This is a genomic window from Sulfolobus acidocaldarius SUSAZ (genome assembly GCA_000508305.1).
Taxonomy (GTDB): Archaea; Thermoproteota; Thermoprotei_A; order Sulfolobales; family Sulfolobaceae; genus Sulfolobus; species Sulfolobus acidocaldarius_A.
Genome location: CP006977.1, coordinates 1,884,127 through 1,901,306, shown reverse-complemented (window position 1 = coordinate 1,901,306; position 17,180 = coordinate 1,884,127). Strand labels below are relative to the sequence as shown.

Annotated in this window: 17 protein-coding genes; 9 read left to right on the top strand and 8 right to left on the bottom strand. The window is 36.6% G+C overall.

All coding sequences use genetic code 11. The features are described from left to right. Nucleotides 1-34: 34 nt before the first annotated feature. The 3 genes from SUSAZ_10420 to SUSAZ_10410 form a co-directional block, all read right to left on the bottom strand. Nucleotides 35-406, bottom strand: coding sequence for a hypothetical protein (locus tag SUSAZ_10420; GenBank protein AHC52662.1), 372 nt, complete (start codon nucleotides 404-406; stop codon nucleotides 35-37). A gap of 64 nt (nucleotides 407-470) precedes the next feature. Further along, complete coding sequence (locus tag SUSAZ_10415) at nucleotides 471-1,163, bottom strand: hypothetical protein (protein AHC52661.1); 693 nt, start codon at nucleotides 1,161-1,163, stop codon at nucleotides 471-473. A gap of 81 nt (nucleotides 1,164-1,244) precedes the next feature. Next, on the bottom strand, nucleotides 1,245-2,282 hold the full coding sequence (locus SUSAZ_10410; protein AHC52660.1) for a hypothetical protein: 1,038 nt from the start codon (nucleotides 2,280-2,282) through the stop codon (nucleotides 1,245-1,247). A 207-nt stretch (nucleotides 2,283-2,489) separates the two neighbouring features. On the opposite strand from SUSAZ_10410, the gene SUSAZ_10405 reads away from it, so the two are divergent. Next, entirely contained in the window at nucleotides 2,490-2,984 is a 495-nt protein-coding gene (locus SUSAZ_10405) for a Fis family transcriptional regulator (GenBank protein ID AHC52250.1), read from the top strand. Between the two features lie 48 nt (nucleotides 2,985-3,032). On the opposite strand, the gene SUSAZ_10400 is transcribed toward SUSAZ_10405, so the two are convergent. Both SUSAZ_10400 and SUSAZ_10395 read right to left on the bottom strand, forming a co-directional pair. Next, nucleotides 3,033-4,958 carry a 3-hydroxyacyl-CoA dehydrogenase gene (locus SUSAZ_10400; protein AHC52249.1) on the bottom strand — a complete coding sequence of 642 codons (1,926 nt, stop codon included), beginning with the start codon at nucleotides 4,956-4,958 and terminating at the stop codon, nucleotides 3,033-3,035. Nucleotides 4,959-5,092: 134 nt separating this feature from the next. Beyond that, nucleotides 5,093-6,292, bottom strand: coding sequence for an acyl-CoA dehydrogenase (locus SUSAZ_10395; protein ID AHC52248.1), 1,200 nt, complete (start codon nucleotides 6,290-6,292; stop codon nucleotides 5,093-5,095). 152 nt (nucleotides 6,293-6,444) lie between these two features. Here SUSAZ_10395 and SUSAZ_10390 point away from each other — a divergent pair, with 152 nt between their 5' ends. The 6 genes from SUSAZ_10390 (at nucleotide 6,445) to SUSAZ_10365 (ending at nucleotide 13,393) form a co-directional block, all read left to right on the top strand. After that, nucleotides 6,445-7,062 (top strand): hypothetical protein, encoded by a 618-nt coding sequence (locus SUSAZ_10390; protein AHC52659.1) that lies wholly within the window; start codon nucleotides 6,445-6,447, stop codon nucleotides 7,060-7,062. A gap of 235 nt (nucleotides 7,063-7,297) precedes the next feature. After that, complete coding sequence (locus tag SUSAZ_10385; protein AHC52658.1) at nucleotides 7,298-9,934, top strand: hypothetical protein; 2,637 nt, start codon at nucleotides 7,298-7,300, stop codon at nucleotides 9,932-9,934. Nucleotides 9,935-10,112: 178 nt separating this feature from the next. Continuing rightward, on the top strand, nucleotides 10,113-11,630 hold the full coding sequence (locus SUSAZ_10380) for a hypothetical protein (GenBank protein ID AHC52657.1): 1,518 nt from the start codon (nucleotides 10,113-10,115) through the stop codon (nucleotides 11,628-11,630). Nucleotides 11,631-11,727: 97 nt separating this feature from the next. Continuing rightward, entirely contained in the window at nucleotides 11,728-12,087 is a 360-nt protein-coding gene (locus SUSAZ_10375) for a hypothetical protein (protein ID AHC52656.1), read from the top strand. 579 nt (nucleotides 12,088-12,666) lie between these two features. Beyond that, nucleotides 12,667-12,999 carry a hypothetical protein gene (locus tag SUSAZ_10370; protein ID AHC52655.1) on the top strand — a complete coding sequence of 111 codons (333 nt, stop codon included), beginning with the start codon at nucleotides 12,667-12,669 and terminating at the stop codon, nucleotides 12,997-12,999. Between the two features lie 88 nt (nucleotides 13,000-13,087). Next, nucleotides 13,088-13,393 carry a hypothetical protein gene (locus SUSAZ_10365; protein AHC52247.1) on the top strand — a complete coding sequence of 102 codons (306 nt, stop codon included), beginning with the start codon at nucleotides 13,088-13,090 and terminating at the stop codon, nucleotides 13,391-13,393. Nucleotides 13,394-13,619: 226 nt separating this feature from the next. Here the strand turns inward: SUSAZ_10365 and SUSAZ_10360 are convergent, their stop codons facing one another. Further along, nucleotides 13,620-13,733: a hypothetical protein gene (locus tag SUSAZ_10360; protein ID AHC52654.1), complete on the bottom strand. Its 114-nt coding sequence runs from the start codon at nucleotides 13,731-13,733 to the stop codon at nucleotides 13,620-13,622. Between the two features lie 138 nt (nucleotides 13,734-13,871). On the opposite strand from SUSAZ_10360, the gene SUSAZ_10355 reads away from it, so the two are divergent. Together SUSAZ_10355 and SUSAZ_10350 are read left to right on the top strand one after the other, a co-directional pair. Next, the gene (locus tag SUSAZ_10355) at nucleotides 13,872-14,438 is read left to right on the top strand and encodes a plasmid protein (protein ID AHC52246.1); all 567 of its coding nucleotides are present in this window, start codon (nucleotides 13,872-13,874) and stop codon (nucleotides 14,436-14,438) included. Then, complete coding sequence (locus SUSAZ_10350) at nucleotides 14,435-15,787, top strand: hypothetical protein (protein AHC52653.1); 1,353 nt, start codon at nucleotides 14,435-14,437, stop codon at nucleotides 15,785-15,787. Before SUSAZ_10355 ends, SUSAZ_10350 begins: the two co-directional genes overlap by 4 nt. Nucleotides 15,788-15,972: 185 nt before the next feature. On the opposite strand, the gene SUSAZ_10345 is transcribed toward SUSAZ_10350, so the two are convergent. Beyond that, nucleotides 15,973-16,128: a hypothetical protein gene (locus SUSAZ_10345; GenBank protein AHC52652.1), complete on the bottom strand. Its 156-nt coding sequence runs from the start codon at nucleotides 16,126-16,128 to the stop codon at nucleotides 15,973-15,975. A 73-nt stretch (nucleotides 16,129-16,201) separates the two neighbouring features. Further along, nucleotides 16,202-16,735 carry a hypothetical protein gene (locus SUSAZ_10340; protein ID AHC52245.1) on the bottom strand — a complete coding sequence of 178 codons (534 nt, stop codon included), beginning with the start codon at nucleotides 16,733-16,735 and terminating at the stop codon, nucleotides 16,202-16,204. Nucleotides 16,736-17,180: the final 445 nt, after the last annotated feature.

Here is a 17,180-nt window from a genome sequence, read left to right as displayed (position 1 = left end):
ACAAACATATATATATTTTTCTCAAAAGATAAACTTAAGAAGTAGTTCTCAGCTTAATACACTCTATCGTGTCTACCACTGTCTGTTCCGTCACACTCTCTAATAACGGTTTTAAAAGTATTTTAAGGGGTCCTGAGATATTATATTGAGTATCCCATATGAATTGACTGCCATCTTCTTTAACCTTACTCCTTGTAATTATATCTATAACTGCACCCGTAGTTTTGACCTTTAGTCCAACTGTAAGTATTAACGTCTCCGGGGAGATCTCGTACTTGTAAAGCTCTCCCTTTACAGTTAATGGTAAGCCCAGTGCTTTTACTTTCGCCTTAAATGTGTTCTCATTAGCACTTAATATATTTGGTATACAACCCACAAAGTTGTTCTGATCTCCAATGAACTGCAATGTTTTAACCAGATCTAGTACAGAGAACCTTCCGCATATCCTGTTCAACGACATCTTCTATCACCTAAGCGAGGAAGCAATCGGTTCTTTTTACCTTCTTGGCTGCTCTACTTGAAAAAATGTATGTTAATATCCCACCTAAAGGAGGAAAGAGGAAAAGGAAGATTCCGCCTATCCTCAAACCCCAACTCTCATACCTTTTCCCCAGTTTCCACATCTTTATTGCCGCTGCTATCATTCCTATGAAGAAGACAGCCATGGCAATTCCTATTATAGCCATTACAATATTTAGTTCTAACACTGGGACTGGGTTTAATCCTAATAAACCTAGTATCAAGAAGACTAAGAGACCTATCCCTGTCACTAGTGGAGTCAGTATTGAAAACTCAACAAGTCTACTATTATAATCCTTCCTTATCTTGCCTAATATATTTAGTCCAATGCTTAGGATGTTTATTGATACTGTACCTAACATAAATCCTACAGCCGTAATTATGACGAAAACTAGTGAGACTACAGGTATTATGAAAAATGATGGTGTAGGAAAGGCAGGAATTGATGTCAATGTTCCCAATAGTCCAGCTATGATTACGAAGAAGGAGATAGTGTAAAGTAGTGAGAACTTTTTAATACTCAGGAGCCCTATTCCGTCATAGTCATTGTATTTCTCCTCTGTAATTGGTGGAAGCAATTTTAGTGGATTTACTTCGCTTAAAGGAGAATCTTCAGTGCTCATTTTGAAGATTCTTTTTAGCATGAAATTAAGTATAATTTGTTATGGTAATAAATATTACTTAATGTTTAAGCTAAAAAATTCTATTATAAAAAATTAACTTTTCTATTCGGGATCATACTGTGGGGTTAGGTATTTCTCCACAGTATCGAAATTCTCTATAACTGGAGCAGCTTCGTTTAATGGCATATATCTTAACTTCTCTCTGTTAGCGTTTCTTAGCCTATTGACATAGAATAGTCTGTGCTGAACCATTTTTGCAGCGTAGTCCACCAGTGAACCTAGACCATTCTCCTTATATACCCATTCAAAATATCTTCCCCATTTCTCCTTATATGGTTCCCACTTGTTTACTTGTTGCTCCACTATTGTTCCAATCAGCCTCACAGCTAGACCACCCGCATAGTTGAAGTACTCTAAGAATTTATCGTATAGGGATTGGTCTTCACCTATTAGCATGGTTGTAAGGTAGGTTCCAAAGGCTAAATGCCTTGATTCATCAGCAGCTACTCTTTTTACGATCTCGTAAATGCCTTTAAGATGTCTACCTCTTTCCCACATGGTTCTCCAGAAGTAAAATCCTGTCTCTGCAGCTATGCCTTCTATGGAGAACATATACGTAGCAGTAAATCTCAATATGCTCTCTGGAGAGGGATTTGCCTTAACTCCATAAGCGGCTGAGGGTAATGCGACATAGAAAAGCTCGTAGTAGGATGGATTAACTTCCGTGGTCCATTTTTCTGTGTCCTTATCCATACCTATGGAGTCCATCCACCTTCTAAAAGCATCTGTATGTCTGGTTTCCTCTTGCTGAAATTGATTTAGGAATAATACTTCTTCAGTGTATCCTAACTCGTCTAAAGCTATAACTAACTCTGCCAAATATCTTGATACTGCCTCTTCTCCTGCAGAAAACGCTGTTGCAATGTACTCAGAAATCTCCCTTTCTGATTCACTCATTGTCTCCCAATCTTGCTTATCCTGTTGTATTAGTTCCTTGAATTGTAGGGGAGACCAGAATAGTTCATTAGATTTTGCCCATAATCTCATGGGATAAGAGTTCCAGTCTATTCCCTTTTTTACTGAAGAATAGCTTTTCCTAACTACTTTGCCGTCTGGAGTTATTTCTACCGGTTTATCCAATAAAAACGCACCTCCTCTAACGATATATCTTTAAAAACCTGATATAAAAATTTTTTTGAAAAATCGTTTAATATTTATTAGTCAATAAAAATTTAAGGAATATTTCCTTTATTTCAGTCTTTACTATAACCCACCTAATTTTCTTGTATTGATTAATTAATGTTAGGACAAATTTTTTATAAGAAAATGTATTTATATATCTTGAACATGTCTCAAACACAAGAGTATCTATTTCCAAGTAAGGAATGGGCAGATGAGTGGTGTAAGCTACTTAACGGAAGCAAAGAGTACTACGAAGCATCTAAGACTACTCCATGGGACTCTGTAGTTCTAGTATCAACAAATGTACCTGAAAAAGTAAGAACAACGCTAATAGAGATGTATAAGAAGGGAGAAGCTAAAGCTGATTCAGTAGATTTTAACTCAACTGCTGGTGCAATAAAACTAAACATTAAAGAAGGTAGATGTTTAGGTACAGAATTTCATACGGACATGTCAAAGGTTATGGGTTCATTAATATTAGAGGCTCCCTATGACACTTGGTTAAAGATCATCCAAGGTAAATTAGATGTTACTGTGGCTTTACTGGGCGGTTCAATAAAGATAAAGAAGGGTAGTTTAACAGAATTAGCTAGATACACTAATGCTGCAGTAATAATGTCAAACATGAGTAGGAAAATAAAGTCCAAGATATTAGCTTAAGGTTTTTATTTTCCTGTTTTTTATTTTTTAAAAAAGTTATAAAAAATCTTACTTACCTTTAAATTCTGGCTTTCTCCTTGAGAAGAAGGCTACAATTCCCTCCTTTAGATCCTCTGTTGTAAATAAAAGTCCACCGGCTATAGACTCCATCTCTAAACCTACGTCAATAGGTACTTCACTACCTCTATTAATTAACCTCTTAGCTAACATTGCAGATATGGGTGCTATTCTCTCCGATAAGTCCTTTGCAAACTCCAATGCTTCATTTTCGTCCTTGACTATCTTATTGACTATACCATACTCTAGTGCTTCCTTTGCAGTTATTCTCTGAGCAGTTAATATTAGGTACATGGCTCTAGAAATTCCAATCAATTTAGGTAGTCTTTGGGTGCCTCCCCACGCTGGAACTAAACCTAAACCAGTTTCAGGGAAACCGAACACAGCATTTTCAGTTGCTAGTCTTAAATCACAATAGGAAGACAGCTCAAAGCCCCCTCCTAGAGCATAACCCTTAACAAATGCAATAACGATCTTAGGAATCTCAGTTAACCTCTTGAAAGTCCTCTCTCCTTTCCTCACTAGCTCTAGGAATTGCACTTGATCTGTGATAGGAGCAGAAAGTTCAGCTCCACCTGAGAAGTTTTGTCCTTCTCCAGTAATCAAGATCACATTAATTGATTTATCATTCCACAGTTCTGTGAGCAATCTATCCAGCTCGTCCAATAGCGTGTAATTTATTAAATTCAGCTTAGGTCTGTTAAGCTTAACTATTGCAACCTTTCCTTCCTTGCTCACAACAAGTGTCTCAAACTCCTTTTTCTCCTCTTTTTTCTCGCCCTCAAGTAATTCCTTAAGTTTACCTGTCTTTATGGAGTCAGTTGGCTGGAAAATTGTAATCCCGTATTCACTTGATATCCTTTCAAGTCTAATTTTTATGTCGTTGAGATCTGCACTTTTCGCCACAGTTATTGGACCGAAGGGTCTGTTCATACCTAACTTTACTGCTGTTTCAATATCATTAGGTGTGGCAACGTTATCTTCAAGTAATTTTGAGGCTTCATTTATATCTATTGCGAGTAAGTCATTTACATCAATTATGGGATTTTGCTTAGCATTAATCTGAGGTCTTCCCTTAGTCCAGTCGTAAAATCCTCTTCCACTTTTCCTACCCAATAGACCATTATTGACCATCTCCTTGATCTTCGTACATTTTCCATATTCAGGGGATATTTCTTTTGCAAAGTATTCTAGGCTATGGGCTACTATGTCTAATCCAACATAATCCATTAGCTCATAAGGTCCCATGGGTAGACCTAGAGATCTAAAGTAAGCGTCTACTTCCTCATAATTAATACCCTTTTGTAAAACAAGGCAAATGAATAGACTTTCAGCGGCATTGATCCTGTTCACTATAAATCCAGGAGTATCCTTATTCACGATCACTGGTGTTTTACCGATCTGTTTAGTTATTTCATAGAGTTTCTGAACTACTTCTGGACTAGTATCTGGTCCTTTTATTATTTCCACCAACTGCATGAGGACTGGTGGGTTGAAGAAGTGCATTCCAACAACTCTATCCTTCTTACTAACATACTTAGATATTTCACTTATCCTTATGTTTGAGGTGTTAGTGGCAAGGATAGCATCTGGCTTTGTGGATTGATCTAGTCTCTTGAAAATGTTCTGTTTTAAGTCAACTATTTCAGGAACTGCCTCTATTACAAGATCAGCATCTTTAACTGTTTCCTCAAGGTTTATTGACTTTGCTATCCTCTTTAATACGTCCTCGGGCTCCTCTTCAATTGAGCCCCTCTTCTTTAATCTATCTAAGCTCTCCCTTATCTTAGAGATCGCCTTATCTAGTATCTCGTCTTTTATATCCACTAGGGTAACCTGGTTCTTGTATATCGCCATTACTTCAGCTATTCCATGTCCCATCTCGCCAGAACCTATTACCACTACCTTCACACTTATTCTACCTCTTTCCGAATTTAAGGATAGTAAAATAGCTAATAACTTTAACTCCTTCGAAAATAATAAATTTACTCTAAACGAATTAAAAAGAAAAAGATAGGAATAAAAAATCCAGGACTTAGAGTTTAAAGTACTCAGAGCACCTTAAGAAGTCTTCTAGCAGTTTCCTTTAATATAACCAGTTTTTGTATATCGTTTGCCCCTTCGTAGATTTTCATTATTTCAACATCTCTTAGCAACCTCTCGACACCGGTTGAAGTGGCTACACCATAACCGCCGTGAACAGTTATAGCCCTTATGGCAGCCCTCTCAGCAACCTCTGTGGCAAAATATTTAGCCATTGATGCTGCGACGATTCCTTCATCTACCTTACGTTGGTCTATGAGTGAGGCAGCCCAGTAGGTTAATAGCCTTGCTGCGTTTACTTCTGTTAGTGTTTCTGCTATTTTCTCCTGGACCATCTGGAATCCTAGAAGTGGTGAGCCGAAAGCACTCCTTTGCACTGAGTAGTTTGTCATCTTCTCTAATGCAGCTTGAGCAACACCTAGGGCTTGTCCAGCAACACCAACTCTAGAAGCATCAAATGTAGACATTGCGTATTTGAACCCCATACCCTCCTCTCCTACCAAGTTCTCCGCAGGAACTTCCACATCCTCAAATGCCAGCTCAGCAGTATTTGAGGCTTTTAGCCCCATTGTCTCTATTCTGTTTAATACTTTTACTCCTTTCCATTCCCTCTCCACTATGAACATTGATATTCCTTTCCACCTTGCATTTGGTTCTGGTGGTGAAGTCCTTGCAGTGACAATATAATAATCAGCAATACCACCATTAGTGATAAATATCTTCCTGGCGTTTAGAATGTACTTTCCGTTCACTTTCTTGGCAGTTGATTGTATTCCTGCAACGTCACTTCCTGCCTGTGGTTCAGTATTTGCAAACGCAGCAGCCTTATCTCCCTTGGCAACAGGTGTAACATACTTCTTCCTCTGCTCCTCACTACCAAATAGCAATATTGGAGTCATAAATAGGTTCCCTATTGTCACTCTCGCTGCAAAGGAAGTCCAGATTCTCGACATTTCCTCTACGGCTATTGTGCTCATTAAAATGTCTCCACTTTGACCTCCGTATTCTTGAGGAACGCTTATTCCAAATAGTCCTAATTCCTTAGCTTTCTCCAAAACATTTTCAGGAACTTTTCCTTCCTTTTCACCTTTGTCTACAATTGGTGCCACATCTCGTTCCATGAACTCTCTCACTGCTTTTCTGAAGAGTTCATGACTCTCTGAAACCTTTACGTTGTATATTTCCAGTGTGTTAAATGGTAAAACCATTTTTCTATCTTTTAATTCTTCATTACTGATCAAATATAAGCCTTTTGGTATCGTTATATCTACAAAGACAAATCAATCATAAGACATCATTTTAATGTTTTTAGAAAAGATTTTTATATATATTTATTTTATTGAAATCACACTGATATAAGATGGGAGAGGAGAATAAACTTTTGTTTCCCAGCAAGGAATGGGCTAAAGAGTTTTGTAAGTCATTAAATCAAAATAAGCAATTTTTAGAGGGGGCAAAGAACATTAAATGGAACTCAATTCTCTTTGTTGGAATAGACGCACCACAGAATGTAAGGGCTGCTGTGGTAAAGAGTGTAGCTATTTCTCTAGGCGTTCTAAATGAAGACTTAATTAAGCAAGCAACTGAGTTACTGTCACCTACAGTACCACCTGAAGAAAGGAAAATTGTTATGGAGGCATTGGAAAATATTACAGGAAGGAAATTACCAGAAGACATTAAGAGTGGATATATTAATAATTCGAGCTCTGGAGCTGTAAAATTAATTTTAGATAAGGGAAAATGTGTCGCAACCGAATTCTATGTAGATATACTAAATGTAAGTGCAGATGTCATACTTGAGGCTAGATATCAAGACTGGGTTAGAATAATTCAGGGAAAACTGGACGCATCATTGGCGCTTTTAGGTAATACAATAAAAATTAAGAAAGGTTCTCTGTCAGAACTAGGAAAATATACTAATACTGCTCTTATATTCGCAGACGTTGCAAGGAAAATAAATGCAAGAATTGAAGTTTAAAGGATACACAAGATAAGTTTAACAGTCTCTATAAGGTGTGCATAACCTTCTGAGAATTGAAAAAATTTATTCAGTTAGTCAATGTACAATGTATAATATATTTAAAATATTTAAGTAACGGCTTTTGTCCCTTCTTAATCAATAGAATAAAGTAAAAGTATGTTTCTAATAAAAAATAAAAGAATTAGGAACAGTAGTAAAATTTATAAGTTAAAAATAAGACCTGAAATCAGAAATGAACAAAATAAATAAATTAGGTTTAATTATAGGACTTATATTACTAATCACCCTAGTATCCTCAGGAGCAATGACTACTGCTCAAACTCCCAAAAACACACCAGTTACCATACTGTACATAAAGAACTCAGTCCAAAGGCTATACAACTCAACGTTAATGAATGCTATACTATATGTGTATAATTCAATACTTTACACATATAATAGTAGTTTTATAAATGTGAAAATTTTCATGTACAACTCTAGTATATTTGCGGATGGCTTTGAGATTAGTAACTCTACTGCAGTTCAAGTAGGTTCGTTAGTATCAATTACTAGGGGTTTTTTCAATAATACTAAAGTCATCGCAAACTATTCAGTTTTTGTTAATTCGCAGTTTAACGTGAACAATAGTAGTCTGTTCTTATACTATACTTCGATAAGTAATTCAATACAAAACGTTCAAAGCTCTAACTTAACACTGCATAATGCATCATTAATAGGAGATGCATTTACGGTTCATAATAGTCAGTTAAAACTATTTGGTACCTCAATAAACTCGTCAGATCAAATGGTTTACTCTTCAAAACTATACTTGACTTACACTATTAACTTCAATGACTCTATACACATCACATCTAGCGATCTTTACCTAGTTAACGTTAGAAATATTCAATCCAAGTTTAACTTGACAAATGATAGTTTCTATATGTCAAATTTCGTATTACAGAATACTGTGGACTACCTGAATAATGTGGACTTCTACAATGGCTCCATCAGTATTATATCTTCGTCAGCGTTAACCAACGGAGGGTTATTAGATGGAGTCTCACTCCACTTATCAAATACCACTTTAACTGCAGTAGGTACGATTATACAAAACGTAAAACAATATGCAAATGATTCTACCCTGAACCTGGAAAAGACTAACATCATAAATACATTTGTTGGTGTATCCAAGTCTTTCATAAAACTTGATAACTTAACGTTAACGAATGTAGTACAGAATGTAAGTTCGTCCACAGCACAGGTGATGTACTCTAACCTTCAGAACACTGTTGCTGACATATACGGTTCCACTTTTACTATAACTAATTCTGTAAGTGATCTAGTTAACTCGAAAATATACAATGCTCAGATAACTCTTGAGAACTCCAATCTAAGTGCTGTGAATAGTGTTATACAAAATTCCGTTCAAAATATATACAGTTCAGGAGTTTACCTGAAGAGTACTGTTATATCTGGTTCAACTATAACAGCCCAGAGTACTGTTATAAATGCCAATAACGTGTCTATTCTGAGTTCAACTCAGTCCCTTATAGGTTCAACAGCATATGTAAGTAATTCAAAATTCTCCCAAGTAGTTCTAAAGTCATCAAACTCAAATCTGTATACGTCAAACTCAAACATAGGCTTAATCAACTCAAATATAGTGAACTCAGTAATGCAAATTATAAACTCTCAGAGTAGTGTTGTGGACTCCACAATATCATCTACAAGTGTTTTCCTCTCCAACTCTGTCCTAAACGCTCAGGGATCTTCCATAATAAACTGTAACCAGAATATTCAATCATCAACAGTCTATTTAACCAATTCGCAATTATCTAGTAGTGGAAGTGGGGTAGCTAATATTACAGGGACTAATCTTTATGCGAGTGGTTCATCAATTACGGGAGTAACACAGAATATACGTAACTCAATGGTGTCATTAACCAATACACAAATAAGCTCTTCAAATGTAAATATGATAGGGTCTACCCTGTCTGCCTCAGGTTCAACAATAACCAATAGTAATCAGAACATTCAGGGCTCAACAATTTACCTAAGTAATTCTCAAATAAATGGCGGAAATGTTGTTTTTACTAGTACAAAACTATATGGTACAGGCTCAACCATTTCAGGTGTAACTCAGACCGTAAGTGGAGGCTCATTCATATCCTTATCTGGCTCAACAATAAGTTCTTCTACCGTTAGTATAAGCGATAGCACGTTAAACGTTACAGGTTCAACAATAACTAGCACTACACAGAACATTCAGGGCTCCACGTTATACATTTCAGGATCTACTACTGTATCAAACTCTAAGCAAACCTTAACAAACACTAACGCTTACATATCCAACTCCAAGCTGTTAAATGTGGTTACAATAATATCAGGCTCCAAGATATACCTCTCTGGCTCTACCTTACAGGCTTCCAATTCACAAATAATCAATTCACAACAATACATAACCAATTCCAACGTATATCTAACAAGCTCTTCCATTAGTGGATCTACAATTAACGCTCAAGGCTCCACAATAAATATCATTAGCTCAACTATATCTAACTCAAATCAGTTCGTATCTGGCTCTGTATTAAATGCCACAGGATCAACTATATCTAACTCTCAGCAGAATATAAGCAGTAGTACGATCTACTTGATTAACAGTAACATAAATGGTGATACCATAGGAGTAAGTAACTCACAGTTACATTCTCAAGGTACAACGATTTCGGGTTCTACTCAAACAATATCAGGGTCTGACGTATATCTATCTAGTACAACAGTATACAACTCGAGACTGACGTTAATCAACTCAACTCTTCATGCCTTTGGACTATCATTATATGTAGCATATCTGTCAATGTATGTGCCATACAGTTACTTCCCATAGCTAAAGGAAAGTGTTTTTACTTTTTTAAGTGAGAGTTTTTCTTCTTCCTGTTTTTCCATCTCGAGCTTTTTATGGAATGTGAAAAAACTTCGTTTTAGCGGGAATCTACATAAATAATAAGACTTCACAATATATTTTCACCAAAACATTTTTAAACTTATTTTTAGTTCGTACAAATGTGAAAAGAGGAAAATTATTAGTTTTAGTGTTAATAATTCCGGTATCATTATTCACAATCTCAATTTATCCGTATACAATATTCAATTCTGCAGTGGGATATTACCCTCAACTATTATATACATTTCAATTTCCCTTGAACTCTACCATTAGTTATGGTATAACTTATTTCAACAATGGTCTGGTTATTCCTGCAGTATCTGTCAAGGGAAATTCTCCATATGATATCAATATAAGTTATATTTACCTTTCATCAGAGGATACTGAGAAGCTAATTTTAAATTACACATTTTCATCTCCACTGATGCCTACAGTTAGCGTATCTTCATATACAGACGGGCATTATCTCGGAATGTATTACGGGATCAAGTACTATAACAATATGCAGTCTGGGACTTTCATAAACTCATCGTTATACAACAGACAGGGGCAATTCATAATGGTCAGCAACGCATATCCCCAAAATGTTATACTTAATTATCCCAGCGAAGGATTTAATCTTTCCATGGTCCTGGTCTCTTATGAGCCCAATCAGTGGTGGTTTTACTATCCTCCATATACCACTTTGACCCCTTTAACGGGAATGCCAACAGCTGTATATGGAATAACAATCAACTATAGCTACAAGGTAATTATTGTTGGCAACTCATATCAGGGTTCAAATCAACTTATCGCATATTTAGCTACTAACCCATCAGACCCAGTATCTCTCAGGGTCATCGCCAACTTCACGTTACCCCAAGAGATAGATTGGATCGCCAGTGTAAATAACTTAGTATACGTTGACCTGAAAAATACCGGAATAAATGTGTATGATCTTAATTTATCCTCACCAAAACCATTAATGGAAATAGGTTCGATCCAATTTCCATTATCCTCGACTCCCCTGGGAGTCATTAATTCATCCCTATATCTAATTGGTAAAGGTAATGGGACGCTGGATTTAGTCTCTGTTCACGACGAGAATATTAAAACGATATCTGAGTTCCCTCTTATTTCCAATGACGTTCAGGCATTTATGGTATCACAAAACATCTCAATAGCAAACGGAAATAAGTTATACCTGGTGAATACCAAGACGGGAAATATATTCAACATAACATTGAGCAATCCGCTTATTATCATAGGAAACCAGGCATATTCTGCACAGACAACAGGCTCTTCATTAATTATTAACGTATATGAAATTAAATACGGTGTGATACCTACTAGCACAACTTCAACTTCTCAAAGTAACTCCACAAATACTAGTAATACATCAACGTCTATGAGTACAACTTCAGTGTCCCAGGTAACGTCCTCAAATCAAGCTACCACTAGTAGTAGTCAAGTATCAACTTCGTTATCACAGGTAGGAGAGAGTTCTTCCACATCAATTAATAGTATTGAGTCTTTATCAAGTGGTCTCCCACAATCTCAAACAACGAGTAGTCCTTCACTTAATCTATTAATTATTATTGTGATAGTGGTCGTCATTATTATTGTGATAGTTATCTTACTTTTGATAAGGCGTAGATAATACCCTGAATTTTTGAGTCAAATGAAATTATTTTACTAAATTCTGAAACTTTATGACAAAACTTTAAAAACTAGTTTAGCTATATCTTTAAATAGCCATGAACAGGAGAGACGCTATTAAGATTTTAGGTGCTGGTGCAATAGCAGGCGCATTAGCTACGAGAATCCCGTTAAGTATATCACAAACACCGCCTCAAATAAACTACTCCAACTTGGTTCCCAAGGAGTTCGGCTGGGCTCCAGTAAACAACATACATATTTACTATGAGATATATGGTAGTGGGGAGCCACTTATAATGATCATGGGCTATCTGGGAAACTTAGAGAGTTGGGGACCTATAATTGTAAATGGTCTAGCATCGCAGTATGAGGTCATAATTTTCGATAATAGGGGGTGTGTGGACAACGATTTCATTCACCTCCATAATTTTATTCTGACTAATGCTTATTTCGAGTAAATAGAATTGTAAATTATGAAGAACACTTTTAACCATCTCATTATCGTGCTCCTTGTTGAGTTCCATGAGAAATGGAAGTCCATGCTTGCTAGTCTATGCTTTAAGCTTCTGAAAATCTACCAAGTTCCTCTTGCCAAACGTTTCAACCTCATGCTTTATACTAAACCAGTTGAACGCCTTGTATGCTGATGCCTTGTCGTGTACAAAGATAACCTTATCCCTCCAATTCTCCAGTAAACATGAAAACCACTCCTAAGACTAAACATGAAGAATACAACAAGACCCATAATGCCTAACAACCCATTTCACCCTTAAAAATCAACAAGAAAATGATCACCATAACGTCAAGCCTAAGCCCATTACCCAACTTGTGAAGAACAAGGTAATAAAGTCCTCCAAATTGACAAGTAAGAGGTCTAGTATAATTTCGTCCAAGGAACGAAACCTTAGCTTAACATTTTAGGGTAGATATTAATTTGGGTGAGGAAATTAAACATATTTCATAAAATAACACTTGCCCTCACCCTAAAAATACTTTTCAGATAAGAAAATTCAATTTATATCAAAATAACTAAATTGTTGTCCACACTCGAATACAGTATAGAAAAGTTAATAAAGAGGTTCAAAGAATATATTAGTGGGAATATGATAGGGGAAAAAATTGAGAAGAAGGTTGACGAGAAAGGAAGAATTTACATTTCTGAATATAAAGGTAAAAAGGTTTACCTAGTTGACCTTGGTAATGGATACTTTTTAACAGATAATGAAGAATTAGCTGAGGCTGTAAGTAAAAAAGCTTCAGATTTCTTCAAAGAAGAGTTCCTCAGATTAGTTGCTGAGTTGGACTTTAAAGAAATTCATAAAGAGGCAGAGAAAGCGCTTTCTAACTCAGCCATGAAATATTTAGGTTAACGTTATGGAAGAAAAATATCTCTTAGATACTGATGTCCTAGTGTCTAAGCAGTTTGTGAGCATTAAAGAACCGTTTGTAGTTAGTTTAATATCTGTTGTCGAATTAGCCTCAGTTATACGTGAGAAATACCTTGAGAAACTTAATAAAGGAGAGAAATTAAGAGCGGAAGGTTATGTAAAATTTCTAAATCTTATACTGTCCTACATAAGGAATGTAGTAGTTGAGGTTTCTTTTAAGGATATTGAGGAGGCTATTAACATAATGTTTGAGAGGGACGTAAATTTGGGTGACGCAGTAAATGCTATGGTAGCTAGGAGGTTAGGTTGCACTGTTATTAGCAACGATAAAGACTGGGATAGGTTAAAGGACATAGTTAGGATAAAAAGAGTTTAAATAAAGTCTTCAGAAGGTAGATGAAAAGCAAAACCGTATAGTATTCAACCTTTTTACAATGAGTGAAATTCAATTTATTTCGAAAAAATAAAATTATTATTCGTACATACTTAGAAAACTCACAATTGGTCTAATTATGGAAATATTACTAGTTTTGTTGTCAGTACTTTTTAAGGGCAGTTAAACTATTAATGAAGTTTTAGTTTCTTGTCGTGTATGTGGACAACTATTTTGTTATTTTGATATAAATTAAATTTTCGTTTAGACTAGGGAGCATAGACTCACACTTCCCATGGAACTCAACAAGAAACACAATAACAAGTTGAAAAATATTCTTCATAATTTACAATACAGTTTACTCGAAATCTATAAGTGTTAGTTTGAATAAAATTGAATTTTATGGAAGTGAATGAAATTGTTGTCCACACTCTTGCTTAGAAACATAAAAATTTTTAATTTTGAAAACTTATAGATTTTAATGGCTGAGATTACTGAGGAAAAGATACTGGAAATCATAATCGCCTCTGGCCAACAGGGAATTTCAATTTCGGACATTTATGAAAAATTGGGCATAAAACCCAGATCTTCGAAGGACAAAGACACGAGAGAGGAAGTAAAGAAGCTCTTGGACAACTTGCTTTCTTCGCATAAGATAAAGAAGAGGAATAAAAGGTACTATGCTAATGAAGTAAAACCTGCAACAGTCAAGTCCAACTCGCAAACTCAAACCTCTCAGCAAACCTTTGACCTGTCAAGCTTAGAAAAGGAAATAGAGGCAATTGTAAAAAGGGCAGTACTAGAGGCGTTCAAGAGTTACTTTGGAGATTCAAAGAGCGAAAAGGACTTCGACAGGGTTTACGACGAAGTTAAGGATTCCTTTGGGTACGCAAGGTTGGAGGAAATAAGGAAACAGCTAGGAATGACTGAGGAGCAGTTTTACGGAAAATTTAGGGATTACATACTGAAAAACTATCAGCTGATAGATGGAGGCTCTGAGGGAATACTCATTCACGGGAGCTTATACGGAATTGTGAAGAAGAGGTGATAATAACGGAATGCGACTTTCCAGAGTACACCGTGACTAGGTGGGACAGCAAGCCAAGGCTAGGAGGAAAGAGGTGGATAGATGCAGTAGACAAGCTATATGAGGCCGTGTCAAAGGAAAAAGAGTTCCGGGTTGGAGTAATTGTCGGAGAGCCTGGGATGGGGAAAACTGCAGTAATTCTCTCCCTCAAGGAAAAACTTTCTACTGATGGCGGATTCCACGTAATTTTTCTAGACTTGGCTGGAAAAGACGATTTAGTTGGAGAGTTTTGGGAAAACGCTAACGTTAAAAAGCTCAAGGAAGAAGCTTACAACGTTCTAAATAGGAATCAGAAAAACATCGGTTACACGGGTTTAGCGCGGCTCTCAAAAGAGTTCAAAACGTGGCTAAAACAAAAGTGCAAGAAAAAGGACTACGGGGATAACTTTGCTTACGCCTTTAGGATTTACTGCAACTCCTATTCCAAAACCCTAGACGACGTGTCTAATTTCATTGCCGACGTGAGCATGCTGGGAAAGGAAGTCGTTTTGCTTATAGACGAAATGAGAAACGCTGATGGAATAATTAAACCTTTACATAGGTTGCTTAACTCTAATGTAAAGTTCAAGCTTATCCTCACTTTAATTCCAGGTGTCCTCACGTCCATTGAAGACAGCGCCATTAGGAGAAGGCTTCTGGACGCCTTAAGGATAGAACTCTCCACTCCAATAACTGAAGAGGAGGAAAAGGGAATCATTGCAGCCTATTGCCAAGAGTTCGCTGATATGTTAGCTAAGGCTGTAAACGAGTCCTCTGATCCTGAGATCCTAAAGGTTAACGATATTCTGAAAAATGCTAGGGATCTTTACAATAGAGCTAAGGAGAACTGCGTGGGTTCTTCGTCAGATTGTATAGCGAGATTCTTGAGCAGTGCCTCACAGATAAAAAATCCTCAGGATTTGTCCAGAAAGTTAGAGTCCTTGATTAGAAATGGATTGATAAAATTACAAGGAGAATTTGGCATCGAATACGTACACCCTAGAGGAAAAAGGTTGGAAGGAAAAGGAGTTACTCCGGACATTTACTTTATGACCAAGGATAAAGTGTACATAGGGGACATTAAGATTACCAACATGAATAGCTTAAGCAGAAGGGAGTTAAGCAACGTTTTGAATTTCGTGAAAATAGATAAGGAAGAAGGCAAAGACGTGGTGAAATTCGTTATATCGAACGTTAGAAACCTTGACCTTCCACCTGAGGTGAAGGTGTTTAAAATAGACAACGAAAAAATTAACAATATAGTTAACGGTGACAACGACTTGTTGCTTCAAGAGTTGAGGAGAATTTTGAGTGAATTAATATTCGGGTAATCTCTTCTTTTTGGATAAGCTAAAGTGTTGACGCATTTTAGAGGAGAGATGAGCGCCCCCTTTCTAGAGGTTTTTGTCTACTCGTCAACCTCAAGCGCGTCGACGAAGTTGTTTTAGATCTCTTAAAACAAGTTAGTCCTGTGTCGTCTGTAAGATTTCCCTTTTCACCGACAACTTTTTATATTTTATTTTTCTGGTAATGTTACCACGAAAATATTCTGACCTACTCCCCGCCCTGCGAGGGTTCTTCCTAGGTCTAAGGCGTTACTCCCCTTTAAGGGAGATACTCCATTAGATGTGACGAGAAAAGAAATAGGAAATTCACCAGAAGGAAGCGTCATAGAAGGAAATTGTTTTTATTATTTAAAACCTTTTACCTTAAAAGGCGAGGTTTGTAGTTCTTTTATCATTAACTTAAAATAAAACTATTGTTCTAGCTTTACTAATGTACAGATCACATAAATAACTTATACATTGCCCCTTGTTGTAGATACTTAAAGCCTTATCCTTTATCTCATAATATCTCTTCCTAATCTTATCGTACTCATCCTCATCTATAATGCTAGTAACTAGGTGAGCTCCTATCTCCCTTGCAGCTAATGCTGCAGCTGCGCTTATCGCCTTTCTCCCACCTGAAAAGTCTAAGTAATCCCCAGCCCTCAAAACTTCCCTAACCTTCTCCCTAATTGTTATGAAATCATCAGGGGCTGTTATATCATCAAAAGGTAAAGTAACCTCTCTCACCTTAGTGAAGTTTGCACAACACAGAAATACTGACTTTAGAACATAAAATGTTTCCTCAGTTTCTTTAGTCGTAATCACTATTACCTCATTTATATCAACCTTATGAGAAGGAAAGGCAGAGATATAGTTTGCGTTAACCAAATTCTCAAAAGTCTCTATTGGACCACCCACAGTTTTACCCAGAGTAGCGATCAGCCTAACCATAATATATTGTTCAAACAATAAATTATATGTATATACTTTGCACGAATTGTCACAAAAGAACGAAAGCCTAGCCATTTATGGCGTGGCAAAAGTTTCCTAATTGTCCATTTATGCTCTTATGGGCAGTTCGGTTAAGGGGCGCTCATCTAATCCCTCACGAGGGGATAGAGATCCAATCAACGTTCATGTTCAGAATCTCTCAGCCGTACTACTCTCCCTCGTTTCTCGTCATGAAAAAGCGCTCAATTTCGTAATGGACTGATTAAATAAGAAGCCAGAGACGGAAATTGTAAAGCAAGCACATCATGCCCTTTATCGATAACTAAGGAAGTTTAATTTAACCTCAAGGCTTGCCATCGATTTATAGGAACGCTATTGCGGTCTATAATGGAGGAAAAACTCTAGGCAATTTTTCAAAGATACATCCCAGTGTGGCTAATGCCTA